Here is a 24,109-nt window from a genome sequence, read left to right on the forward strand (position 1 = left end):
AATCTTCCTTGTGCCATTCAGCCACAAACCCACCCACGTTCTTCCGCTGTTAATTCTGCAGGTTTTTGTGCTAAGCAGCGGTCAATAAAACGTGATTTATGGTGTTTCTTTACTTCACCTAAATACCGTCTACATCTTTGTTGGGCATCCGTGAAAAATTGGACGAGATGAAAGCGATCCAACACATGAATGGCAGATGGAAATCCGTTTGGTTCATCGTCGGTTGGCAAAGAAATTGTAAAAAAAGATGGTAACGGTAAAATCAATTTGATAAACTGGTTATACAAGGCGAAAACTCCTATCGTGGTTTGTCTAAGCAACAATTACGATACGTGAGTTTTCGCTTTTCTTCTATACTTAAATGTCACACGTGTTGATTAGCCAAAATCACGTAACACTTTTTTGATACATCATCCGAGCTGACGACAGAATTTCTTCGACGTATATTCGCCATTTTAATGGAAGTGCATGCCAAAGAAACAGGCGTGTAAAACCTGCAAATGACAAGGCTTCTACATCTGATTTTACCTGGATGCGCTTGTGTAAAAACTTTAATTAAACGGCTGACAATCCGTTCAAAAATGCGTTTCACGATGAGATAATTCAGTTCACCTAAACGTTTTGAAAGTGTCGAATAATCCACTGATTTCAAGCCTTGTGCTGGTGCAACATCCGCAGCGTGGTGCATACTTTTCCATTCAAATGTAGCGGCACCCACCAAGTAGTTTAAAAGTGTTGATACATCACATTTACGAGCCGTATCTTCAAACTGAACAGCTAGAATCCCGTCGATTTCTTTTTGTGAAATAAAGTTTTGAAGTAGTGTGAAAATCGTGGTATTCGCAAGCCTAGAGATTCCTCCTTGTAAAGGTTTGTGTGGTAACTTACATTTTACATGGAATCTCTCTTTTTTATTAGTTTTTAGTGATAAAAATTAGTTAATCAACAGACGTGATAACATATATGTATTAATTGCATATGTTATCTATAAACTTTATAAATATTTTACAATAATTCTTGTTGTTATTGTCCTAACCGAATATAACCATGATATTAAAACTATATATACCTTATACATATCTCATATGTACAACGGAAAACCATTACTGGCTCCGTTAGTGATGAATCACGATTTTCACGAAAAATGAATATTTCCAAACACGTTGTAATTTAATTTAAAAAATCTATATATAATTTGTATAAGTTTTAATGTACTCCATCAACAAGCTGATTGATTGAGTTTAACTTGGAAGAAAGCTCAATAAACCATGCTTCATCCCCCGTTGATAATGCCAAGTCTATTAGAAATAGAATTTCTTCCTTGTTTACCACCTTAGAAAGTGGCAGTTTCCTAACATTTTTACTTAAAATCGGAATTGTTTTGCCAAGCGTTTCACGATTGTCACTCGTAGCAACCGTTACTTTAACAACTCCATCCAGAATACTCTGTGATTCAATATAACCAATTATTAATTCCCCATCCTCTGATTTTCCCTTAATCCAATCACCTGTTTTCAAAACGGAATTACCATTCGTCAACATCCTTTTTCACCTTCTTAAGTTATTTTTGTATTTTATGAATGTAATCAAGATAGAACCTTTTTTTAAGCTACAGTCATCGGGGATATATCACCTAGATAAATCTGTAATGTTTTTTATTACAATTTAATAAAAAGAAGTCTACGGCCGTCAGTCACAGCCGCTATTTTGTTCTTGATTTATAAGATCGACAACTTCTTTAATTGTATAGTTCTTTAAATATTCACCCAAATGTTCTTCCGCACCTAAGAAAATTGTAAATAATACACTTTTCATATTTGCTCCCACAATACACTTTTCATTTGAATCAGTACACTTAGGCTGTAAAGCACCTTCAGAGGTTATCATATATATTTCCCAAAGATTAACTTCACTAAGCTCTAGAGTAAAAATAAATCCGCCGCCGGTTCCTTCTTTTGATTTTATAAATCCATGTTTTTTTAACAAGCTCAGCACTTTACGAATGCGTACTGGGTGGACACCAGCACTCTCTGAGATACCATCACTTGTTGACATACGGTCCGGCTGCAACGCAAGATAAGTTAAACTATGAATGGCAAGTGTAAAATCACTATTCATGTCCTGCCTCCTTATAAATCAACACAGCTAATTACCTTTTTGCTTTACATATAGCTTCTGCATCTTTTTTTAAAATCAATCAACATAGTGTAACAATATATATTACAGTTTATCTTGTCAAGTATCTAATTAGAAATGTTGTATTAACTCTTAACCATGAATAAGGAATTCCAAGCATCCTGTAAATCTTTACGAATCACCTTCACTTCCTTAAAGGTGCGTAAACATATTTGTTTGTTTAGAAATTTTTGTATAATTAAGTTTAATAACCCCATTGTTTTTTAACTTGTTCTTCTGCTAACTGTTTAATTTTTTCCCATGCCATTTCTTTATTTACAATGACATTGGTTTGATAATTTTTATCTTTATAATTAACTGTAACGAATACTTCAATCATCACTTTCTTCCTCCTTCCGAAATAATATTAATTGGCCACTTTTTGCCATTCGACGTTCGAAAATGTGCGAAGTCTACGAGGCAAAAAACTGCGGATTTCTTCCTCGTTATATCCAACCTGTAATCTTTTTTCGTCTTGGATAATTGGCCGGCGCAACATTTGAGGGTAGTTGATTATTAATTTATAAAATTCATTAAGTGGAAGAGATTCAATACTTACATTTAATTCCTGAAATGTTTTTGATTTAGTTGAAACAATGTCATTAGTCCCATCTTCAGTCAATCGAAGAATTGATTTAATCTCATCGACTGTAAGGGGATTGGATAATATGTTTCTTTCAATATACTCAATTTGATGTTCTTCAAACCAAGCTTTTGCTTTTCGGCAAGAAGTACAACTTGGTGTCGTATACAAATTAACCATACTTATACACACTCCTTCATATTATTCAGCTCATCTACTGGCTATACTGTAATTTTAATTATTACAGTTTGTAAAGTCAACTGTAAATTTATGGATTAAAATCAGAACGCATTAGAGTTTGTAATTTTTAAAATTACTGTACTTAAACTAGCCTCTTGAATGAAATGTTGGATAATAATGAAATAGATGGAAAAGACCCTCGTTGTTTTGTTCATTCTTGTTCTATTATCAGGGTATGGTGCTGACCGAATTATCGATAAAATTCAAATCATTGATACACTACCTTATGATAAGAAAGGAGACAAAATCGAAGGAATGGTGATCTATCCTCTCTTCACGGAAAAAGGGAAAACCGTATTAAAAGATTTCAAAACTTTTTCCAATACGTTTGAGGAAATCCTTCCATGATTGGATACAAAAGTCGCTTGGCCGGTTGAAATAGGAAAAAAAGGAGTCGCTGAAGCTTTAATAAGTCTCGATCGATCCTTTGTTCCCATTCATTTTATATAATATCCAAAGGTATTTTTCTTGTTGGTTTTGGAAATACCTCGTCAAGTCTGTTCAGATCTTCTATGGTCAATTGAATAGTAGCAGCTTGAGCATTGGCTAAAACATGTTCTTCCTTAACAGCTTTTGGGATAGCAATTACGTTGTTCGAACGAATGGTCCATGCAAGAGCAATTTGTAATGGCTGCACATTGTATCTTTCTGCAATCTCAATGATGGTTGGATCGCTTAGTAATTGTCTTCTTAAGCTCCCTCCCTGGGCCAGGGGACTATAGGCCATAATTGGCATGTTATGTTCATGATGCCATGGTAGGAGATCATAATCAATTCCTCTAGAACCTAGATGATATAACACTTGATTTGTCACACAATTTTTTCCGTTAGCGGTATCCCACAACTCTAACATATCATCCGTATCAAAATTAGAAACTCCCCATCTTACAATTTTACCATCCTTGCGCAGTCTCTCCATTCCTTCAATCGTTTCTGCCAATGGAACACGACCTCTCCAGTGTAAAAGATACAAATCAAGATGATCTGTTCCTAGTCGTTTTAGACTATTTTCACATGCACTTTCAATCAAATCTAACCCGGAATGATGAGGATATACTTTCGATACTAAAAAAACTTTATCTCTACGCCCCTTGATTGCCTCACCAACTAAACGTTCGGAATCGCCATTTCCGTACATTTCAGCCGTATCGATTAGCTTCATGCCTAGTTCAATTCCAAGTTGCAAAGCTTTGATTTCTTTGTTTCTCGATTCAGGATTTTCACCCATGTACCATGTTCCTTGACCAATGCTTGGAAGAAAGGTTCCATCAGGTAAAGTTACTACACGTTTTTCAAGTGAATGCTTAATTCTCAATATTTTTTCATTGTCAGGTAAACTCATTTTCATCATGCCTTTCATATCTCACCTTGTTTTTCTTGAACTGCAATTCTTCAATCATTACCGTTTATTGGAAAATCGGATCATTATTAAAAAATTAAATGTGGCTATACATGTTGTAGTATAGCCACAAAAATAACATTATAATCTCACTTATACCAAGTGAGCCCCGCCATCAATAAGAACAGTCGTCCCAGTAGTAAAACCATTTTTAGCAAGGTATACATAGGTTTCAGCTATGTCTTCCGGCTTTGCAATCCGTCCAACAGGGAGCTGTTGTGCAATGCCGTTGAACAGTGCTTGCCTCTGATCATCTGACATTCCAGCATAGATTGGAGTATCTACAATTCCAGGTGAAACCACGTTTACCCTAATAGGCGCTAGGTCTATAGAAAGTCCTCGAACCAATCCTTCAATGGCTGAATTGATTGCCGCTAACGTAGTAGCGCCTTGAGGAGGACGAACTCCATATACACCAGAGGTTAAGGTGATTGAGCTCTCATTGCTTAAATATGGAAGTGCAAAACGGACAGTGATATATTGCCCCCAGAATTTACTATCAAACGCCTCTTTTGCACTTGCCACAGGCAGTTCGCTAAAGTGCCCCATTGCGCCTTCACCTGCTGTTACCACAAGGTGGTCAAATTTTCCAACCTTACTGAAAAATTCTGCTACTTTTTCTTCGCTTCGAAAATCGATTTCAATTGCTTCTACATTGCCACCAAGAACTTGTTTTGCTTCATTTAATTTGGAAACAGAACGGCTGGCAATGATCACTTGAGCTGATTGATCGAGAAACGCTTTGGCAGTTGCTAAACCAATACCAGAAGTACCCCCTAAAACAACTACTCGTTTACCATTTAATGACATAGTAAAACCCCTTTCTTATTAAAACCTTTTTTTATTGAAATTCATTGTGAAATATTAATTTCTAAAACGATACTATTGAGTACTTACGCTATTATTCAGCTAATAATTTTAAGGATTCACGATTAAAGGCAGGAATGTCATCCGGAAAACGGCTTGTTACAATATTATTGCTTACCACAACTTCTTCATCTTTGTAGTTAGCACCTGCATTTTTGAGATCGTTCCTTATTGATTTGAAACCTGTTATGTCGACGCCTTTTAATAGGTCTGTATCAATTAATACTTGTGGGCCATGGCAAATGGCAAAAACAGGTTTACCTTCTTGTATAAATGCTTTTGCGAATTCACCAAAACGGTCGTCTTCACGTAATAAATCGGGAGAGAAGCCGCCAGGGATGAATAAAGCATCAAAGTCTTGAGGATTAACTTCCCCAATTCCTTTATCAATTTTTACTGCTTCACCTTTTTTACCAGTAATATCTTTTCCAGCCTGTATGTCGATTGTGATCACTTGATGACCAGCATCTTTAAATGCTCGTGCTGGTTCTGTGAATTCTACATCTTCAAATAAGTCTGTTATTAGTGTAGCGATTTTTTTGCTCATTATGATAAGCCCCCTTATAATTGTAAAGCATCGTTGGTATTATTCTCATTTAACACAATAAATACAAATAATCTACTGTTTTTAGTATATGTTACTGCTAGATATATGATGGTATAAAAACATTTAGTATCGCTCTGTCACGTGTTTAAGGATGGTGATGCCCTTTGGAAGAATTCGTGATGTCAAATCCTGCTTGTGACACATAGAAATACTTGATCCAAACCACATCTAAAAACGGTTCCCTTTTATCAAGTAAAACATCAATACTTTCCTTGCTGATGTCCTCCTTATTACCTTTCACTTTTTGTAATTTCTGACAGAAGCTCGTATGAATGCAGGCGAGCTTTGTGGTCGTAAACTTGTGCAATGACCATTATTTCATCTGCCTGGCTCTCCTCCAAAAATGTATATAGCTTGTCCTTTACCGTCTGCTGGCTGCCAACAATCGATGAGCCTAATTGCTGCTCGAGAGACTTTAATTGGTAGCTGCTGGCCAATTCGGAAATGTCATCTACCGGTGGTTGAAGCTGTGTAAGGTTGCCACTCATCAGATTCAAAAATTGCTGCTGCAGGGTTGTGAAAAGGCGCTTTGCCTCTTTATCCGTTTCTGCTGTAATGATATTCAATGCCACCATCGCATACGGCTTATCGAGAACATTCGAAGGCTTAAACGCCTTGCGATAGATCTGTAGAGCACCCAGAGTGTTAAGTGGCGAGAAATGGGCGGCAAACGCGAATGGCAAACCCAGTTCTCCGGCCAGCTGCGCACTGAAGCCGCTTGAACCCAGCAGCCAGATTGGAATATTCAAACCTTCACCCGGAATCGCTTTTATAGGGTTCCCTTGGGCCAGGGATGGATCAAAGTAACCGCGGAGTTCCGCTAATTGCTCAGGAAAGTCATCTCCGGTACTTCTCAAGTCGCGTCTCAATGCACGAGCGGTCAACTGATCTGTACCAGGTGCACGCCCCAGACCAAGGTCAATTCGCCCAGGATATAAGGATTCAAGAGTGCCAAACTGTTCAGCGATGACGAGCGGAGCGTGATTCGGCAGCATGATTCCTCCTGAACCAACCCGGATTTTTGATGTACCGGCTGCCACATGGGACATCACCACAGAAGTGGCGGAACTGGCGATAAACGGCATATTGTGATGTTCAGCGAGCCAAAAACGTTTGTAGTCAAGTTTTTCAGCATGCTGTGCGAGTTCCAATGTATTGCGGAAAGAGTCAGCAGGAGTACTTCCGGCTGTTATCGGTGAAAGATCAAGCACCGAGAAAGGAATTTCGTTTAGTTTATTTGCATGTTTAGACATAAGTTCATCTTCTTCCCTTATCTAATTTTTAAAACTAATCTAATACTGGAATTTCATGAGTCGAAAAGTAAGGCAACACAAACTCTCCAAGCTCCTGGATGACTTCCTCTGGAGGGCGCTTTGAAAAATACAATACAAATGCCAGGTGATTGACACCAATGGATTGAAATTGATATAGAATTTCTAATAACTGTTTGCGCCCTACACGAAATCCTAACGGAATCGGAACAGGAGACAAATCGGGATTTTCCGATAAATCGATAAATAAAGTCTGAGTGAAAGGTTTAAACACTCCTGGGGCGTAAATTTCCGACAACTCGCGATACTCGTTAATCAATTGAGTTTGTTGCGGGATAATCCTCGGGTACTGGATCCAGCCGTCCCCGTTCTGGGCGATCCATTCAATCGATTGATTGCTGAATCCTGTCACCATGGTCGGAATCGAAGAAAAAGGTTTGGGGATCATTCTCATATCCGTTCCATCGATGATGCCTAAATCGCTGTTGATAGTGGGATTGTGCTCCTTTAATAGCCGTTCAAGGAATGCATAATTCTTTTTAAACAGCCCTCCGCTTTCGAGCTTGGATATTCCCAAAGCTGTGAAATCTTTATCCCGGTCTCCTGAAGCCACTCCCATGATCAGCCGTTCGGGAAACAACCGGTCAATAGATGATGCTTCCTTTGCCACTCGGACAGGGTGGCGCAGCGGGAGGACCACACTCGCCGTCCCAAGTGCAATTTCCTTGGTATGGGCCGCAAGATAGGTCAAATAAATCCATACATCATACAATTGACCGTTATCATCAATATTCAAATTCTGAATCGTAACGTCCCGAAGCCACAATGCCGCGAAACCATGGTCTTCAATTTTGCGGGCAAGCGACAACTGATTTTCCATAATCGGATATTTGGACATCCTTGCCGTCGGAATCGTGAAACCAAGCGTCATTTTATCCTTTTGGTACAACCTGTTATATGCTCGATGCTGTAATAAACTCACTTCAATTCTCCTTAAATTTTTGTACCAATGTATTTTTCTAACTTTTTAATCGTTTCCTCATTACGGCGATAATACGTCCATTGTCCGATTCGCTTCATTTCAACCAGTCCGCTTTGCAGCAGAATCGATAAATACTGTGAAGTAGTGGATTGCGAAATCCCGGCCTTGCTTCGGATATCCCCTACGCAAACCCCACCTTCAAATCCTTCATCAGCAATAATATGGGCTTGCGGTGAAAAATGACTGTCGGGATCTTTTAACATTTGAAGAATGCTCACCCTCGTCTGGTTCGACAATGCTTTAAAAATTTCAACGGCTTGTTCATCATTTAAGCGTTCCAATTTCTGCTTCAATGTCATTTGCCTCTTTCTATATCGATTATCACTATCCCAATGGACGCTGGATAGATGATCTGAAAGCATCACGCCAAATCGGTAATTCGCGATATTAATATATTAGCCATTTGGTCTGTCCAAATCAAAAGATTTGTTTCGAAGGAGATACGGCGAAATGCTCCCTTCTTAATAAAGACCACTAAAAAAACTCTCTTCCCTTGATACCGCTTGTACCTTTTTGAGTTCTGATAATAGTTGCCCCTGCAGGCCTTCTTTTGGTTTTAATACAGCATTAATTACAATATGTTCCATTTTAATCCTCCTTAATAATGAGTAGTTTGTCTTTCTTTTATAAAGTTTTAAGGTGGCAGTGGGGTTTATGTCCCTCCCAGCATCGTGTAAAAAATATACCCTTTTAAATCTCTTATCAGCTTCAATTATGTAAGCTTTTACTGTTTACTCTTAACTTTTTTAGTATGACGAAAAAGTTGAGGTTTGATTTTCGATTGAATTTGATTGATATTCAACTAAAAGACGACCTAGTAAAACTATATAAATATCGTAACACGGTTCATATTGAATCAGAGTTAATATTTGGTGTATTTTTCTTACATTTGGATAGCCAAAAGCCTACGGAATTAATTCCGTAGGCTTTTGATTATATGAAAATTCAGCGAAGAGACTGTAGAATTAGCTTAATGCTTTTACTAAAGCTTCTCCAAATTCTTTAGCGCCATCTGGACCATCACCAGTGATAATATCATCATGAGCAACAACATGTTTTTCAACATATGTTACTTTATTCGCTTTTAATTGGTCTTTTTGTATATCTACTGGATAGCAAGTTGCTTCTCTTCCAGTAAGTAAACCCGTTTTAGCTACAGTAACCGCACCTGCACAAATCCCTGTTACAAGAACTTTATTAGTATACGCTTGTTTCAAGTAGTCTTGTAATTCTTTATTTTCCCATAAATGATCGTTCGTACCAGATCCACCAATAACAGATACAACATCATAGTCAGTCGCAGAAACGTCTGAGAAAATGACCTCAGCAATTGCTTTACCTTCATAATCCCCTATGATTTCACCTGTTTTTGTACTTGCAATTGTCACTTCAATTCCGTTGCTTTCCAATTCCGCTTTTGGTTGAAATAATTCGTCTTCATTGAAACGTTCTGGTGGTATAATTAAAAGTGCTTTTTTACTCATTAGTAGTTCCTCCTCATTAATAAAAATAATTCGCCGGTAAGACGACTATTTCATTCTACTGCTGGGTTTCTTCACTGTGAAGACTGCACTTTTTTGTAAGGAGGTTACCAACAGGTTACAATTGATACAAATAAGGAGGTAAGAATTTATGCCAGATACATTTAGAGATGAAGTTAAAGAAAAGATCATAAATGGTGATTATAATTGTGAAAAAGAACTTACCTTATCAATTATAAGTGGTAAATGGAAAATCGTTATTTTATGGCATTTAGGGGTAGAAGGACCACATCGATTCAGTGATCTCCAAAGGCTTTTTCCAAAAATATCTCATAAAATATTAACGAATCAATTAAGAGAACTGATGGAAGATGGAATAGTTCATCGCGAGGTTTATCCAGAAGTTCCACCGAAAGTGGAATATTCCATGACTGAATTGGGGATGACTTTACTTCCTATCGTTGAAATGATGTATGAATGGGGAAAAAATCGGATAGCAGAAATCATAAAAGAAATGGATATTTCGGAATTAAACAATTAAGCATAAGCTTACATTTACAATGTTGCTTTACAAAATCTATTAGAAAAGAAGCACCTTCACTTAACTGTAAGGAAGGTGCTTTTTATGCTTAATTGCGGAGTATTTGGATCATTTATGCTGTGGATTGGTTCAACTGAACAGGGATTGTGTTTTCTTTTATTTAAAATAAATTATACATAAAAGAATATATCAAAAGGCTTCCATTCCGCTAATGATGAATCAAGGGTCTTATTAAAAATTAACGAACTCATTTCCAAAACTGCATAATCCAAAAGGCTGGCTAAAAGAAATTTTTGTTTTTTAGGCAGCCTTTTTGCTTTACTAGCGTGTCAACATCCTTTCAAAGTGCTAGTCAATTTAAAAACTTGATTAGATAAATTAACTGTTTTTCAATGTTTAGAATCTTATATGCCCTCAAAAACCTCTTTTACTTATGATACGGTTCACCGAGGTTGATATTAAACTTATCTCTATAGTCATAATGAACGAAACGGCTCCCATCGCTTAACGTAGATTGCACTTGGTCATAATGGTACTATATGGGCCAACTCATGAATAGACGTTGCTAATGCTTGTGTTTCTGTGTTACGACTATTCATAACAATCTCTTTACCTTTACCATCTTTACCTTGAACAAAGGCACCTTTAGATGCTCCTAATTCTGTTACACCTAATTCCGATTGTCGCATATCTCTCATATCGATATTTAATTCTTTAGAAACAGCTTCTATCCCTTTCCTTAAATGCTCGACATTTCTGCCTTCTTCAATTTGGAAATTAAACTGTTTATTAGGGAATATTTTTGGTAAATCTTCTAATGGTGCATTCGTTTGGGATATATCGAATACATGCCCAACTTTAAAATTAGCAATTTTTCTTGTTGAGATCTGCCCCTCTTCGATAGGGATAATAAAGATGAGTAATAGGGATAACTAGTAAAAAGCCGATTCTCCTTTTATGTCAAGGAAAAATCGGCTTTTTAATTAATTATTTCGGATCAATTTGTTGGTGAATTGATTTTTATTAGATTAATGGAAAACTCTATTATAGCATTAGCCTTTTAGGCATTTGACTGTTTTTTCGGGAAAGAAAATTAATTATTAAACAACAACCACACTCAAAGTTTCACTCTTTATATCCCCATAGTATGGAAAAAGTTATAATGATGCATTTGGTTTCTCATCTTTCTTCAAAAATACTTAGAACTTGATAGTTTGATAAGGTACTGTACTAAGAAAACCATATTTACCTAAAACCGTTTATCTAGGATTAATATAGGGAGGGGAAATCGTTTTAAGATTAGTCGCTAATATCAAATGTGTTAATGTTTAGTGAATGGTCGGTATCTCTAACAGAAGCGTAAAATATATCTTTAATTTGATGATATCCCTTTGCCTTTAGTTCTTGCTTAAGCCACTCTTCATTCTTGTTGATTAATTTTAAATTACGCTTCTGAACTTTCCCTTCAATTACAACAGCTATTGGGAATCCATGGTATTCTACTTTCATATGTAAATCCTTTGGAGTAACAGGAACTAATTCTTTCCTTGGTAAAATGCTGATTTCACCTGTTGCTTCCAAAATCGCATATTCAATATCTTGAATATCTGGATATCTTGCTGTTCTTAAACCTGACAACAGCTCAGATAAAGGATATCTATTTTTCCTTAAATTTTTATATACAATTTTTCCATGTTTAACTAAAATAGTCGGTTTTCCTATAATAAAAGGGTTTAACCAATTTAATAAACTTAATTTTGATATAACTAAGTGACGCCCGTTATAACAATGATTCCAATAATCCCCTCTGTTACTCCATTTACTTTAATGGACCCCAATGCTAAATAAGATAAAAATAGAATCGCTCCAAATTCGTGAGGGGTAAGTTGTGCTAGGGCTGATTCCCTAAAATTTTTATGGATACAATAAAAACAATATATATCCTGAAATATTCATAGCTCATAAAATCAGCTAAATTCAAGGATAAAAAACTAAATTTTTATGAAACTTTTTATAAAAATGAACTGTTCAAAACTAATACTTGAATTTACTTTCTCAATGGGTCAATTTTGGGCAGACTTCACCCTTGACCGAAAAAAAACGATTTTTTCAGTTAGACCAACCTTAATGTTTGAGCTTACTCCATTTGAAGTTTTTGTATTTGACCCAATACGTTCCAAAAGAATTTCTGATAGACAAAGCTTGATGATAACTTAAAATAAAGGGATCTGCCTGATTTCACTAGTTTACTGGCTACTTTGATGATTCGAGTACGTATGGTATCAATTTGCATCGTCCTTGTTCCTTCTGGAAAGCAAAGAGTTCGTAACCAATTAGTTAAGTTATAAGCGAGAAGAGTCAACAACATCTTAACCTCGTTAACAAGGAAAGAATGGCTATTCATTCTATCAAAACCAAAACCATTTTTGGCTTCTTTAATGTAATTCTCCATCGTCCCTCTTTTTTGGTAAGCTCGGACGATATCTTTAGGAGAAGCTATTTCAAAATTGGTGACAAAAAAGGAATGGGTAAAGAACAATTCACCTGCAGGTCGAACGGATTGAATCACTACCTTTCTAGGTTTCGACCAAGATTTTGCTTGGTAAATGGTTTCTTCAAAATAGCGCTCTGTTTTTGAAATATCTTCAAGTACAGAAGCAGGATGGTACTCTTCCGCTAGACTCAGTAATTGTGCATTAGATTTTAAACGAATAATGTAATAAACCGATTCTACTTCACATAATTCGTACAAGGCAGGCACGGCAAATCCACTGTCCCCACGTAGGAATAAACTTGTTTCTGGGAATGTTTCGTTATAATGTTCAATCAAAGGCTGAATAAAATCGAGCACACCATTGGAAGTATAGACATTTCCGGGGCGAAGTTTTGCTTTCAAAAAGTCGCCTGTAGCACCATCAAAAGCAACTAAAGGATGAAATCCCATCGTTCCATAATGGGCATTGTAAGATGAAGATTCTTGGTCACCATACGTATCAGAATGGGTAGAATCTAAATCAATGAATATACCTTGCGCTTTTCTATGAGCATGAATCTTATCACATAATTCTTGATTCGCTTGATTTAAGTGATTAATCGATTCTTGATTAAATCGAGTGTAAAAACGAGATAGACTCGGTTGAGAAGCAAGTGCGGGTGTATCAATAACTTGTGTAAAAACAGGATCACTTGTTAATTGGTCAGCAGCATCGTCTTCAAAATACCCAGCAATGATTTGATAGATCTTTTGGCGTAACAAGTTTTCATTAGAATGAAAGTAATAAGCTCTTGGATCATCCAGTTTTAAATGGATTTCCAAAGTCTTTGAAAATCCAATTTTTTCATCAAACTCTCTAAAAAGAAATTCACCTGTATCGGAGGAAAGAGAGCCTCCATCATTTGACAATTTAATTTTGCGATTGAAATCAAGAGTTAATTGCGATAAAGTAGCCATATAAAGAATCCTTTCTGTGTGTTTTTGTGTGGTTACTTAAACTCTAACAGAAATGGATTCTTTTTTCATTTATTTGATGAATGACAATTCAGCTGTGCTACGTGATAAATAAGCATTCAATAGCTTGTCAATAAGTTTTTATGAATAATTCAGGTATATATAAATTAATTTAACTAAAAAAATAGACACTTCTAACACCTCTTAGGAAAAATCACCTTAGTCTGAAGTCAGACTAAGGATGTTCATCTCTTTGACAATACTGCAAAAATTAACAGAGAAAGTTAACCAGTAATGTTTTAATATTTTAAGCACCCTCTAATCAATTTAAAAAAAGATATTTTTCCAAAGATTTTATTTTCAAGATTCGACTTAATGTTATTATGCAAAAAATGGTACTACTTTTTTGTTATGTGTCTTAAGATCATCCAATATAGCGAAATAAACCATTATCCTTTTAAAATAGGCATCACTTTATCAATAGCTTCTTGTAGTTTTTCACTATTTTTACTATACATTTGCTTAGCTTCTTTTGATTCGGTTCCAAGAGCAAACAACTCTAAGTCTGCTTGGCATTTTTTCATGGTCGAAAGAATTGAAGGTCTTTCTTGAGGAGATGCGACTTGTAATTGATCGTCAAACAGGTCAACTGTTAACTCTCCATAGGAATTAACTTGTCCAAGAAAAACATTTTCTACCGTTACACCAAGTTTTTCTAATTCAGTGTGTAACCAAGCACGGCTTCGTCCAATAGTCGCAAGTGGTTCATCCATGATCACACCATCCATAATGACAGTCTGAGGCTCTTTAATTGAAGCAACCGTCAAGTTTAGATCCTTTGCTGTTAATGGTTGGTTTTCTTTCTTTAACATGACGGATAAATCCCCTGTTGCCTCTAATACAGCGAATTCTACATCAGACACCTGATAAACATCCTTCTTACGAAGTAATTCTAATAATTCATCTGTCGTGTATCTTTCCTTTTTTAAATTATCTTCCATGATTTTCCCATCTTTTATAAAGACAGTTCCTGTTCCTTCTACAAAATCACGGAACTTTTTACTTTTTAAGGAAAGCAAACCAGATAAAAAGGGTATTGCTGCAAAAATGACAATTCCAATGATTCCATGAAAAATGTTCCGTTCCAGTCCCATAGCAACTTCAGCACCTATACTTCCAATGGAAATACCAGTTGCATATTCAAAGAAAGATAATTCAGAGATTTGCTTTTTCCCTAACCATTTTGTAATAAAAAATAAAACAACAACAAAGAATATTGACCTTACGGCAATATCTAACCATTCAGGCACCACTTAACACCCCCTATAAAAATTATATCTCTTAAAAACCTTTGTACTGAAATTCCTCTTGTTCTAATTCTCCAACTCGTTTTTTTAAATCCGTGACTACTTCATGTACAACCATCATGGTTTCATGTAATGAACGTTTCGAATCATCATCTAGAGTCTGTAATGCTAAACTTGAAAGACTTGCTTCTACTCCTTTTAAACTGACAAAACATTGTTTGACATCTGATCCTACTGTCATCCTAGATTCTCCTTATCCTTTTGGTTTAAAAATTAAAGCCCCTATCATGCCGAAAATAATGGCTGCTGAAATTCCTGAACTGGTCACTTCAAACATTCCTGTGAGCACACCAACTAACCCATGTTGTTCTGCCTCTTGCATGGCCCCATGTACAAGGGAATTCCCAAAGCTTGTAATAGGTACGGTAGCTCCTGCACCAGCAAAGTCAATCAAGGGTTCATATAATCCAAACCCATCTAAAATGGCCCCCACTACTACAAGGGTACTTAACGTATGTCCCGGAGTTAGTTTAAACACATCAAACATAATTTGCCCAATGACACAAATCAAACCACCTACGGTAAAAGCCCAAAAGTAGGTCATAATGATTGTTCACCTCCGTATTCAATCGATACCGCATGAGCGATACAAGGAATCGTATCATTTTGCTGGAAAGAAAGAGGTGATAATAAAGCACCAGTGGCCACTACTAACATTCTTTTAAATTCGCCTTTTTTCATGCGATTTAATAAATGACCATAGACTACTGTTGCTGAACACCCCGCCCCACTTGCCCCTGCGAGGACTGGTTGTCCTTTCCGATAAATCATAAGTCCACAATCTTGGAATTGTCCTTCACTAATGGAAGTTCCATGCTTTTTAAATAAATCAAGGGAAACTTCACGCCCTATCTTTCCAAGATCCCCAGTGACGATTAAATCATAATAAGAGGGATCAATCTTTCTTTCCGTTAAATGCGCTTCAATCGTATCAACAGCAGCTGGTGCCATAGCCCCCCCCATATTAAATGGATCGGTCAGTCCCATATCAATCACACGGCCTATCGTAGCAGAAGTGACACTCGGTCCATCCCCAGAATCACTTAAAAGGGCCGCACCAGCACCAGTAACCGTCCATTGTGCAGTAGGTGGTTTTTGTCCTCCATATTCTGTCGGATAACGAAACTGTTTTTCAACAGCTGTGTTATGACTCGAAGCCCCTGTTAATATATATTTAGCCCCCTTTGTATTAATAATATAAGCACCTAGAGCCAATCCTTCCATAGAGGTAGAACAAGCACCAAATAAACCAAAATAAGGAGCTCCAATGGTTCGACTAGCGAAACTTGTGGGAGTAATCTGATTGATCAAGTCCCCTGCGAGAAGAAACTGAACCTGTTCCTTTTGTATTTCTCCTTTTTCCATTGCCTTTTGACAAGCTTCTTCAAAAAAAACTTTATGTGCTTTTTCATAGGAATCCTGTCCGAGCCATAAATCGGCATGAAGAAGATCAAAATCTTCCGATATAGCTCCATCTGCTTCAAATGGTCCACCTACTGTTCCAGTGGAAATAATCACAGGCTTTTGTTCGAAAACCCATGTACGATGACCTGCAAGCATTATAAACCACCCCATCTGATTAAAATTGTTTTAATTAAGGCAATGATAAAAGCAGAAAACACACCAAATAAAATGACAGAACCGGCTAGTTTAAACATATTGCCGCCTACGCCCAGTACAAATCCTTCGGTTCGATGTTCAATGGCAGGTGATATGACCGCATTACCAAAACCAGTTACGGGTACAGCTGTCCCTGCTCCCCCAAATTGGGCCATTCGATCATATACTCCAAAACCGGTAAGAAGCATCGTAATAAAAATCAAAGTACCTACCGTCGGATTTCCGACCGTTTGCTCTGTAAAATCAAAATAATAGATGTAAAAGTCTTGAATAAGCTGACCAATAAGACAGATGAGACCACCTGTTAGAAAGGCTTTTATACAATTTGTTACAACCGGTCTTTTTATTTCACGTTGTTTTTGTAATTCCTGGTACTCCTGTTGGACAGGAGTTAATTGTTTCTTTTGATTATTTGACATAGCTCGATCCTTCCTCTTTACGTCTGTTCCTTTAGAATACTTTCAAGTTTTTGCAAATCTTTTTTCAAGCTTTTCTTATTCATATTGTTTTTTTGCAGTCTTTGTTCTATTTTTTCGAGTTCCCAGAACATTTTTTTATCCGTCGAAACGACGACTTTATGATTCGGATACATTTTTTCTAAGTCTGACTTTACTGTCTTCTCGATACTTTTTAATCGAAAACGATTGAAATTTTCTACCTTTATTGCTACAAAAAGCTCTTTATCTGTATTCACAGCCTTTACATCTGAAATTTCTTCTTTGGTAATAATCTTTTCTTTAGCCCTATTGGCAACAGATTGACCGATGGGTTTACTCGTATGTACTTGTGAAATACCTAAATGATTGTTATCCTCATCTAACTGATTTTGGTTATCGTTACATCCTGTTCCAAACCCGATCACGGCTAAAATGGAAAGAAAAATTTTTATTTTGGTTATTTTGTCTTTCATGAAACCATCTCCGTTTTTCCCATTATTTAAAGGAATTAAAAAAGGTTGGTTGGGAGGCCAACCTTTTTTATCTTACTCATTATTGTTGTTTGTATTGAGGTTCTTCTTGTTCAATTTGTTGAACGCGTGGTTCAAGGCTGTTAATAACAGATTGGGTTTGTTTAGCAGCATCTTGGTAAAGTTGCTTTGCCTGTTGATTATCTGTACCAAGAGCAAATGTTTCGAAACTTGCTTGTGCACTTTTTAATCCTGCTAGAGCTGTCTTAACATCATTTATTACTGTCATGATGAATCCTCCTTGAATTTTTTGACCTTTTTAGATTACCCGAATCAGAATTTTCTTATGTGGTGAATTTTTTGGGAATATAGTTATAAAATTACTTTTGGTGAATAGCACCATTTTTTCTGTAGTAACCTCGTTTCCAAATCCCCATCAGTTCTTCTATTTGGCGACGATTATAGGTTTGCGATGTATAATCTTTTTGGGTAATATGTCTCATCTCAAATTTTTTCCACCGTTCCCTTTACTGAACTTAATTAAACACAATAAATATAGAAAACCGCCTGCAACTTCATTTGATGCTTGTTTTAATGCTTCTGAAGCAAGAGTAGTATTAGCAGCAGATTGTTCAATCGCTGAAGTTATCATATCTTTTACTATAGAAGAGGCTGCCTCTGCTTGTTTTAATTTATTAGTATCAATTTGATTAGCCATGCTACTTCCTCCTGTTTGTGGTTTAGTACAAAGATAGAATGCCTCGAATAAAATGTTTTATCCTCAATTCTAAATAGCAATTATTCCTTTGGATAGACAATTATTGAGATTCCTTTCGTTTTAAAATTAAGCCAAAATATTACTAAAATAAATCTTCTGTAGCTTTGAAATAAAGTTGCAATACTAATAAAAAAGACGCGATATTTTTAAGAAAGTCGCGACGTTTATAAAAAAGATGCGATGTTCTAGCCCTTAACAAAGCACCAATTACAGATTTAAGCCTGATTTAAAATCCCTTTTCATGAATTCAGAACCGCAATATTATTACGATCCATCTCGGCAAAATAATCAGGTTGAAAATTTAGACCAAAGGATTTGGGGTATAAGGCCATTTTCTTTAGACCATTTTTTAGGCCTTTTCCCTTTAGACCATTTTTTGGATCTCCCTTCTTTTGGAGACCATATTGGTGGAGAAGCCCATTTCTAGGCGGTTTATTAGGTGGTTTGTTGGCTGGTACGTTATTGAGCCCATTTTGGTATGGTTATCCTTATTTTTATTATCCGTATTATCCGTATATCTTTTTTTTAGCATCATGACTCTGTATAAATTAAAATCATCACTAATACAACATGTATTATAAACAGGTATTTTGAAGTATAAAATTGAGAATAGGAGTTTGGAGTCCAGATTGGAGCTGACACCACTTCACGGGGTAGCGTCAGGATTTTCACAATTTACAACGTTGAGAATACAATCGTTGTTATATCAAGGGGTATGAGGTTTATATCAATATGGTCTAATCTATTGGGACTTAACCGATTTTACGTAAAATAAAGCTTACTAGTGTCTCGTAAGACTTGTCTCAAAAGTCTTATCGTTGTTAAATCCTTCGTTTTTAACAATGAAAACAGCTTAACGTTGTAAATCCGCATTTTCGGGACGCTACCCCTTCACGAGCTTAGAGCTAATGGTTTAGTTACCGGTTATAAAAACGGTTAGTTCATAAAACGAACAACAGTTTGGTTTATCTCTCCATTAAAGAGATTATTATACTTAATAATCGAGTAGGAGGGAGTGATTAACTCCCGACCTCTCATACCACCGTACGTACGGTTCCGTATACGGCGGTTCAATTAAGATGAATAACGCAAAGTTTCGTAACGAACTTGTAGACTTTTCAGCCCTTGGCTTTCCCAATAGGAATTGCCGAGGGTTCTGTGTAATATGGGGCTTTTAGAAATGCGCCAGTACCCTTTTCGGGTGTTTCCCCACTCGTATGCTTTTCCAGAAGGAACTTTCAACCGAGTAAGATTTCTGACTCTTGTTTGAGGTTTCTTCCAATTCTTCCATAGACACATTCTTAATCTTCTTTTAATCCAGCTATCTAGTGATTTGAATGTGGAACTTGTATCTGCTAATCCAAAATAACCACACCACCCCATTAGATATTGGTTTAACATCTTGATTCTGTATTCCATGGAGTATGGCATCTTTCTTGAGGTAATCTCTCGTATTTTCTTCTTCATTCGAACTAGACTTGTTTTCGCAAGACGAACCTTTGGTTCTTTGTGATTCGTGAAACTAAAACCTAAGAACTTCCGGTTCCAAGGACGGTCTACCGCTGATTTCTTTTCGTTTACTTTTAAACGAAGTTTTCCCTCAATAAATCTTTGTACACTCGCCATTACTCTTAGACCCGCACGTTCTGTTTTCACATAAATATTGCAATCATCTGCGTATCGAACGAATTTATGTCCACGTTCCTCCAACTCTTTATCGAGTTCATCTAGAACTATGTTTGAAAGTAAGGGACTTAAAGGTCCACCTTGTGGTGTTCCTTCTTCTATACTTGAAATCACTCCATTTATCATGACACCAGCTTGGAGATATTTACGAATAAGTTTTAATAAAGATTTATCTGAAATTCGTTTCGCTAATGTTGCCATTAGTCGGTCATGATTGACCTTATCGAAGAATTTCTCTAAATCCATATCAATCACCCATCGATAACCTTCCTTTAAATAACCCTTTGCTTTCCGAACAGCGTCATGGGCACTCCGATTTGGACGGAATCCATAACTGTGGTCCGAAAATATTTTGTCATATTCCTTTGATAAAATCTGCGAGATAGCTTGTTGAATCAAACGATCTGTCACGGTTGGGATACCTAGTAAACGCACACCACCATCTGGTTTCGGGATTTCGACTCGACGTACTGGTTGTGGTTCATAGGTTCCATTCAAAATCTGCGATTTAATGGTTTCCCAATTTTCGAGGATGTGCTGTCGTAAGGTTTGTACGGGCATCATGTCTACTCCATGGCTTCCTTTATTCGCTTCCACTCGCTTTAGCGCTTGTATCATATTTTGCCGTTCAAGAATTTGATTCAACATCACCATTTCGTTCCTTTCCGTGATTAGCTTATCTTATTATGCCCATCTGAACTCCACCCTCCGCAAATACCCTCGTGGGATTCACCACTACTTTCTAAGCGTGAGGTTTCTCTGTTTTCTGTGCTATTTCATTCTAGATGGAAAGCCAAGGGCTAATCTCTCTTAATTGTTCAGTCCTTCCGACTGGTTCTAGACCCAATCGTACTATGACCTCTGCTGACTTCTGATGATTCAGCTACTTGTCACCAAGTAGGTTATGAAGGGTACTTCACGTTTCCATCAGACCTCCCCGGGTAAGCACATGCACTTTTACACCATCTATCCGCCTCATTTACTAGGTATGACCTTCGACAGAAAGGACTTTGTTTTGTGTTGCAAACTCATCCAGTCGTAACTAGCCTTGTATGAGATTCGTGTTCCTCGGACCGGTGTTTTGCCTCCAGCTTCCTTCAGATTCCGCGTCACCACGGACACCCTAGCTCTTGGCTAACCTCTACTTCTGTCTTCGGGGTTCGGGACTCGCACCCTATAGTTCATGTGCATGCCGGGCGCACAACAAGGAAATGGGACCTCATTGAGAAGTCCCATTTTGTTTGGGAAAAATGCTCCTGTATAGGTAATCTTCACAGATAGACGTTAGTAATTTATTTTTAGAATAGAATATGTGTCTTTGTGATAAGAGTGCAATTCTCATTAATTTAAATAATTTAACTTGCCTATAAAGGAAATAAACATAAATGATTTTAGTTTTGCACGAATTATTTCGTCAGCTCAAGGAAACTTACCTTATTACACAATAAATAAAAAAACGGAGTGAACTAAAAAGGGATTTAGATATATGGGATCAAGGGAGTAATAGTAACTTTACTGAAGTTTAAATTATTTTTTACTTATGGGATTTCGGAGCATTAAAGTACCTAAAGAATTACTTTCTTTAGATACTTTAATGCCTTTTAAGAAAGGGGGAAAGTGGAGGCGATTATCCCCTAATAAATGAAGTATTCCCTAATATATTTAATTTTTCCTCTGCATTCTTATTCTTAACCTTAAAACCCCGACATATTATTAGATTAAAAATGAGACAAGGTGATTGTTATTTTTAAGAAATTAATAGCTACTCTTATTGGAAGTCTGTTATTAGGAGTTGGTGTGAATGGGTTTCTAGTTCCTCATCATTTAATAGATGGTGGAATCCTTGGGATCGCACTATTACTTCATTATTTTTTTAAATTTCCAACTGGTATTATAATGGTGGGGTTAAGTATCCCTATTTGTATATTTTCCTCAATAAATAAAAAAGAGTATTTTTTTAGTAGTTTGCAAGGCTTATTGGTTTCGTCCTTATTTATTGATTTACTTGTTCCTCTTCGTTCTCAATTTTTTATTCCCCAACTTGCAAGCGCACTAATTGGAGGTGCAATAATTGGAGTTGGTGTTGGTCTAATGCTGCGATATAAGACAAGCACTGGAGGAACTGACTTACTAGCTGAAATTATTTCTGAAACTTTTTCGTTAAATATTGCACTTGTAATCATACTGATAGATGGAATTATTGTGTTGGCATGTCTGGCTTTATTAAAATTAGATACCTTCATTTATTCATGTATAGCTATTACCTCTGTGGGTTTAATAACATCCTTAATTAAAGGAAAATAATTTTTTATTGAGAGTCCCAACAACAAACGTGGAAACATACGCTAAGCAATATCGACATGAAGAAAGCCGATTTTTCCTACGGTGTAGTTAATGGGATGGGAATAATAAGCCTATAAGATTAGTGTTATGATTGTTTTTTTTTAATTACATAAGTCTATTGTTGATGGGTATTTTAAAATTATTAGTTTATATTGCGGAGGAGTTTTATGAGGAAAAAAATTCGCTAATACTAATAGTGTTTTTAAGTACTTTCATTTTAACAATTACGGATCTTATTGGACCATTTAATACTATTGGCTCTGGTACAGCAGCCTTAAAGGAGAAAAATGATGAACTTTACAAAGAAATTAAAGTGTATAGAGAGGAACATAAAATTGAACCGATTGATGCAAAAGTCGATAGAGTGTGGAAGGCAATTCCTGGATACAATGGATTGGATGTAGATATTGAATCTAGTTATAAAAAAATGAAATCAGATGGTAATTTTCACAAAAACAAAGTTGTTTATAAGGAAAAACCTCCAAATGTCCATTTAGAAAATCTAGCACCCATCCCGATTTATAAAGGAAATCCAGAAAAGCCTATGGTGGCGTTATTAATAAATGTTGCTTGGGGTAATGAGTACATTCCAACGATCCTTACCACACTAAAGGAATCCAAGGTGAAGGCGACATTTTTTTTCGATGGTAGCTGGGTTAAAAAGAATCCTGACCTAGCTAAGATGATCTATCGGGAAGGCCATGAAATTGGAAATCATGCTTATAGTCATCTAGATCTTAAGAAGCGATCTAAAAGTGATACCATACAAGAGTTAGAAAAGACGAATGCTCTCATTGAAGAAACCATTGGCATAAAACCGAAGTGGTTCGCACCTCCCAGCGGTTTGACAAACCCTCTGAGGATCTTCCAGTAAGAAGATCCTTTTTTGCTGCTTACTCAATTAATGTACCTTTTTGTTAAGTTAGTATTTTACAATCTTTCTTAGGTAAATACGGTTACTAAAAAGTTTATTTTAGTTTTTATAAATATTCGAATCTTTTCCTCAACGAGGACTATAAACGCTTTCACATGTTCCAGGCGCTGGTTCATAAAAACAATGTTGTTTAAATTGACCAGTAAAAGGTTGGTCATACCATGTTGGAGGACACGGACCATATGGATTAAAGTACCAAAGAGCATATTTCGCTGGGTGATCTCTCCAATATTCCAAATTCTTTCTTGCTAATCTTCTTTCAGATTCTCTTGCTCTTTGATAAAATACATTACCTTTTTGAACAGCTTCAAAAGAGTAATTTCCTCCTTGTACGTGAAAAATGACATCTCTAATTGTTCTTAATTCCTTAAAGTCAGCACAATCTGCTACAACACGGTTAACAATGACATTTCCAACATATAGCATTCCTTGTGGTCCTTCGCCTTCAGCTTCTGCTCTCATCATCCTTGCCATTAAATCGACGTCTGCATTTTGGTAAGCTACTCTTGTCATTTTTCCACCTCCAAAATACAGTATGAAAAAAAGCATACATTCATGCCCTTTTTTACAAATATCAAATGAATACTCTATACAAAACTAGTTAACATAATTAGTAGTAGTGCCTTGCCCCCTGTTGGAGTCTTTTTAACATCAAATATACTTAGTCAGCTACAGCAGAATTATGTAAGATTTTAGGTTTAAATAGAAGAAATGTAAAACGGACCTCCATTTTTGTTTTTCGATCCATTTCCAACGTTTAAATTCCTGTGACAAAATAAACTAATTACAAAATTATTTTGGGTGTCTCATAAGAAAAGGT

At 36.4% G+C, this 24,109-nt stretch carries 30 protein-coding genes and 1 pseudogene; 4 read left to right on the forward strand and 27 right to left on the reverse strand.

From position 1 onward, the window contains the following. Positions 1 to 17: 17 nt before the first annotated feature. From ACTQ5K_RS10570 to spxA, 5 genes are all read right to left on the reverse strand, one after another. On the reverse strand, positions 18 to 287 hold the full coding sequence (locus tag ACTQ5K_RS10570; RefSeq protein WP_031537013.1) for a transposase: 270 nt from the start codon (positions 285 to 287) through the stop codon (positions 18 to 20). A 919-nt stretch (positions 288 to 1,206) separates the two neighbouring features. Beyond that, positions 1,207 to 1,542, reverse strand: a complete 336-nt coding sequence (locus ACTQ5K_RS10575) for an IDEAL domain-containing protein (RefSeq protein WP_031537014.1) — start codon at positions 1,540 to 1,542, stop codon at positions 1,207 to 1,209. Between the two features lie 147 nt (positions 1,543 to 1,689). Then, positions 1,690 to 2,118: an RrF2 family transcriptional regulator gene (locus tag ACTQ5K_RS10580; RefSeq protein ID WP_031537015.1), complete on the reverse strand. Its 429-nt coding sequence runs from the start codon at positions 2,116 to 2,118 to the stop codon at positions 1,690 to 1,692. Between the two features lie 262 nt (positions 2,119 to 2,380). Continuing rightward, positions 2,381 to 2,515, reverse strand: a complete 135-nt coding sequence (locus tag ACTQ5K_RS10585) for a BA3454 family stress response protein (protein ID WP_031537016.1) — start codon at positions 2,513 to 2,515, stop codon at positions 2,381 to 2,383. 27 nt (positions 2,516 to 2,542) lie between these two features. Next, a complete protein-coding gene (gene spxA / locus ACTQ5K_RS10590) occupies positions 2,543 to 2,938 on the reverse strand; it encodes a transcriptional regulator SpxA (RefSeq protein WP_031537017.1) in 396 nt (131 codons plus the stop codon). Between the two features lie 186 nt (positions 2,939 to 3,124). Here spxA and ACTQ5K_RS10595 point away from each other — a divergent pair, with 186 nt between their 5' ends. Continuing rightward, entirely contained in the window at positions 3,125 to 3,346 is a 222-nt protein-coding gene (locus ACTQ5K_RS10595) for a hypothetical protein (protein WP_031537018.1), read from the forward strand. Between the two features lie 94 nt (positions 3,347 to 3,440). Here the strand turns inward: ACTQ5K_RS10595 and ACTQ5K_RS10600 are convergent, their stop codons facing one another. From ACTQ5K_RS10600 to ACTQ5K_RS10635, 8 genes are all read right to left on the reverse strand, one after another. After that, on the reverse strand, positions 3,441 to 4,340 hold the full coding sequence (locus ACTQ5K_RS10600; RefSeq protein WP_031537019.1) for an aldo/keto reductase: 900 nt from the start codon (positions 4,338 to 4,340) through the stop codon (positions 3,441 to 3,443). A gap of 150 nt (positions 4,341 to 4,490) precedes the next feature. After that, positions 4,491 to 5,207, reverse strand: a complete 717-nt coding sequence (locus ACTQ5K_RS10605; protein ID WP_031537021.1) for an SDR family oxidoreductase — start codon at positions 5,205 to 5,207, stop codon at positions 4,491 to 4,493. 91 nt (positions 5,208 to 5,298) lie between these two features. Next, positions 5,299 to 5,811, reverse strand: coding sequence for a type 1 glutamine amidotransferase domain-containing protein (locus ACTQ5K_RS10610; RefSeq protein ID WP_031537022.1), 513 nt, complete (start codon positions 5,809 to 5,811; stop codon positions 5,299 to 5,301). A gap of 290 nt (positions 5,812 to 6,101) precedes the next feature. Then, complete coding sequence (locus tag ACTQ5K_RS10615) at positions 6,102 to 7,124, reverse strand: LLM class flavin-dependent oxidoreductase (protein ID WP_031537023.1); 1,023 nt, start codon at positions 7,122 to 7,124, stop codon at positions 6,102 to 6,104. 34 nt (positions 7,125 to 7,158) lie between these two features. Further along, entirely contained in the window at positions 7,159 to 8,124 is a 966-nt protein-coding gene (locus tag ACTQ5K_RS10620; RefSeq protein WP_031537024.1) for a TIGR03571 family LLM class oxidoreductase, read from the reverse strand. A gap of 11 nt (positions 8,125 to 8,135) precedes the next feature. Next, positions 8,136 to 8,387 carry an ArsR/SmtB family transcription factor gene (locus ACTQ5K_RS10625; protein ID WP_371472758.1) on the reverse strand — a complete coding sequence of 84 codons (252 nt, stop codon included), beginning with the start codon at positions 8,385 to 8,387 and terminating at the stop codon, positions 8,136 to 8,138. Positions 8,388 to 8,645: 258 nt separating this feature from the next. Then, positions 8,646 to 8,771, reverse strand: coding sequence for a hypothetical protein (locus tag ACTQ5K_RS10630; protein ID WP_264298268.1), 126 nt, complete (start codon positions 8,769 to 8,771; stop codon positions 8,646 to 8,648). A 378-nt stretch (positions 8,772 to 9,149) separates the two neighbouring features. Further along, on the reverse strand, positions 9,150 to 9,668 hold the full coding sequence (locus ACTQ5K_RS10635) for a DJ-1/PfpI family protein (protein WP_031537026.1): 519 nt from the start codon (positions 9,666 to 9,668) through the stop codon (positions 9,150 to 9,152). A 148-nt stretch (positions 9,669 to 9,816) separates the two neighbouring features. On the opposite strand from ACTQ5K_RS10635, the gene ACTQ5K_RS10640 reads away from it, so the two are divergent. Continuing rightward, on the forward strand, positions 9,817 to 10,206 hold the full coding sequence (locus ACTQ5K_RS10640; protein ID WP_031537027.1) for a winged helix-turn-helix transcriptional regulator: 390 nt from the start codon (positions 9,817 to 9,819) through the stop codon (positions 10,204 to 10,206). A 524-nt stretch (positions 10,207 to 10,730) separates the two neighbouring features. Here ACTQ5K_RS10640 and ACTQ5K_RS10645 read toward each other — a convergent pair. The 13 genes and pseudogenes from ACTQ5K_RS10645 to ltrA form a co-directional block, all read right to left on the reverse strand. After that, positions 10,731 to 10,904, reverse strand: a complete 174-nt coding sequence (locus ACTQ5K_RS10645) for a hypothetical protein (protein WP_155986741.1) — start codon at positions 10,902 to 10,904, stop codon at positions 10,731 to 10,733. Between the two features lie 601 nt (positions 10,905 to 11,505). After that, positions 11,506 to 12,169, reverse strand: a pseudogene (locus ACTQ5K_RS10650) (DUF421 domain-containing protein). A gap of 174 nt (positions 12,170 to 12,343) precedes the next feature. Further along, a complete protein-coding gene (locus tag ACTQ5K_RS10655; protein ID WP_235252835.1) occupies positions 12,344 to 13,657 on the reverse strand; it encodes an IS1380 family transposase in 1,314 nt (437 codons plus the stop codon). Between the two features lie 446 nt (positions 13,658 to 14,103). Further along, on the reverse strand, positions 14,104 to 14,964 hold the full coding sequence (locus ACTQ5K_RS10660) for a DUF421 domain-containing protein (protein WP_031537030.1): 861 nt from the start codon (positions 14,962 to 14,964) through the stop codon (positions 14,104 to 14,106). A 31-nt stretch (positions 14,965 to 14,995) separates the two neighbouring features. Next, positions 14,996 to 15,202: a DUF1657 domain-containing protein gene (locus ACTQ5K_RS10665; RefSeq protein ID WP_031537031.1), complete on the reverse strand. Its 207-nt coding sequence runs from the start codon at positions 15,200 to 15,202 to the stop codon at positions 14,996 to 14,998. Positions 15,203 to 15,214: 12 nt separating this feature from the next. Then, positions 15,215 to 15,565, reverse strand: a complete 351-nt coding sequence (spoVAE, locus tag ACTQ5K_RS10670) for a stage V sporulation protein AE (RefSeq protein WP_031537032.1) — start codon at positions 15,563 to 15,565, stop codon at positions 15,215 to 15,217. Continuing rightward, a complete protein-coding gene (gene spoVAD / locus ACTQ5K_RS10675; protein WP_031537033.1) occupies positions 15,562 to 16,581 on the reverse strand; it encodes a stage V sporulation protein AD in 1,020 nt (339 codons plus the stop codon). The genes spoVAE and spoVAD overlap by 4 nt, the downstream gene beginning before the upstream one ends. Continuing rightward, positions 16,581 to 17,060: a stage V sporulation protein AC gene (gene spoVAC, locus ACTQ5K_RS10680; RefSeq protein WP_031537034.1), complete on the reverse strand. Its 480-nt coding sequence runs from the start codon at positions 17,058 to 17,060 to the stop codon at positions 16,581 to 16,583. The genes spoVAD and spoVAC overlap by 1 nt, the downstream gene beginning before the upstream one ends. Before the next feature lie 17 nt (positions 17,061 to 17,077). After that, positions 17,078 to 17,551, reverse strand: a complete 474-nt coding sequence (locus ACTQ5K_RS10685) for a YhcN/YlaJ family sporulation lipoprotein (RefSeq protein WP_031537035.1) — start codon at positions 17,549 to 17,551, stop codon at positions 17,078 to 17,080. A 79-nt stretch (positions 17,552 to 17,630) separates the two neighbouring features. After that, the gene (locus tag ACTQ5K_RS10690; protein WP_031537037.1) at positions 17,631 to 17,837 is read right to left on the reverse strand and encodes a DUF1657 domain-containing protein; all 207 of its coding nucleotides are present in this window, start codon (positions 17,835 to 17,837) and stop codon (positions 17,631 to 17,633) included. A gap of 91 nt (positions 17,838 to 17,928) precedes the next feature. Continuing rightward, positions 17,929 to 18,051 carry a hypothetical protein gene (locus tag ACTQ5K_RS10695; protein ID WP_264298269.1) on the reverse strand — a complete coding sequence of 41 codons (123 nt, stop codon included), beginning with the start codon at positions 18,049 to 18,051 and terminating at the stop codon, positions 17,929 to 17,931. Then, positions 18,048 to 18,266, reverse strand: a complete 219-nt coding sequence (locus tag ACTQ5K_RS10700) for a hypothetical protein (RefSeq protein WP_035416354.1) — start codon at positions 18,264 to 18,266, stop codon at positions 18,048 to 18,050. Before ACTQ5K_RS10700 ends, ACTQ5K_RS10695 begins: the two co-directional genes overlap by 4 nt. Before the next feature lie 1,134 nt (positions 18,267 to 19,400). Further along, on the reverse strand, positions 19,401 to 20,663 hold the full coding sequence (gene ltrA / locus ACTQ5K_RS10705; RefSeq protein WP_031537038.1) for a group II intron reverse transcriptase/maturase: 1,263 nt from the start codon (positions 20,661 to 20,663) through the stop codon (positions 19,401 to 19,403). Positions 20,664 to 21,746: 1,083 nt separating this feature from the next. On the opposite strand from ltrA, the gene ACTQ5K_RS10710 reads away from it, so the two are divergent. Then, positions 21,747 to 22,316, forward strand: coding sequence for a YitT family protein (locus ACTQ5K_RS10710; protein ID WP_031537039.1), 570 nt, complete (start codon positions 21,747 to 21,749; stop codon positions 22,314 to 22,316). A gap of 163 nt (positions 22,317 to 22,479) precedes the next feature. Next, entirely contained in the window at positions 22,480 to 23,229 is a 750-nt protein-coding gene (locus ACTQ5K_RS10715; RefSeq protein WP_081836613.1) for a polysaccharide deacetylase family protein, read from the forward strand. Positions 23,230 to 23,358: 129 nt separating this feature from the next. Here the strand turns inward: ACTQ5K_RS10715 and ACTQ5K_RS10720 are convergent, their stop codons facing one another. Further along, entirely contained in the window at positions 23,359 to 23,802 is a 444-nt protein-coding gene (locus ACTQ5K_RS10720; protein WP_031537041.1) for a cell wall hydrolase, read from the reverse strand. Between the last annotated feature and the right edge of the window lie 307 nt (positions 23,803 to 24,109).

It is taken from the genome of Niallia sp. Sow4_A1 (genome assembly GCF_052116745.1).
In the GTDB taxonomy this organism is placed as follows: Bacteria; Bacillota; Bacilli; order Bacillales; family Cytobacillaceae; genus Niallia; species Niallia hominis.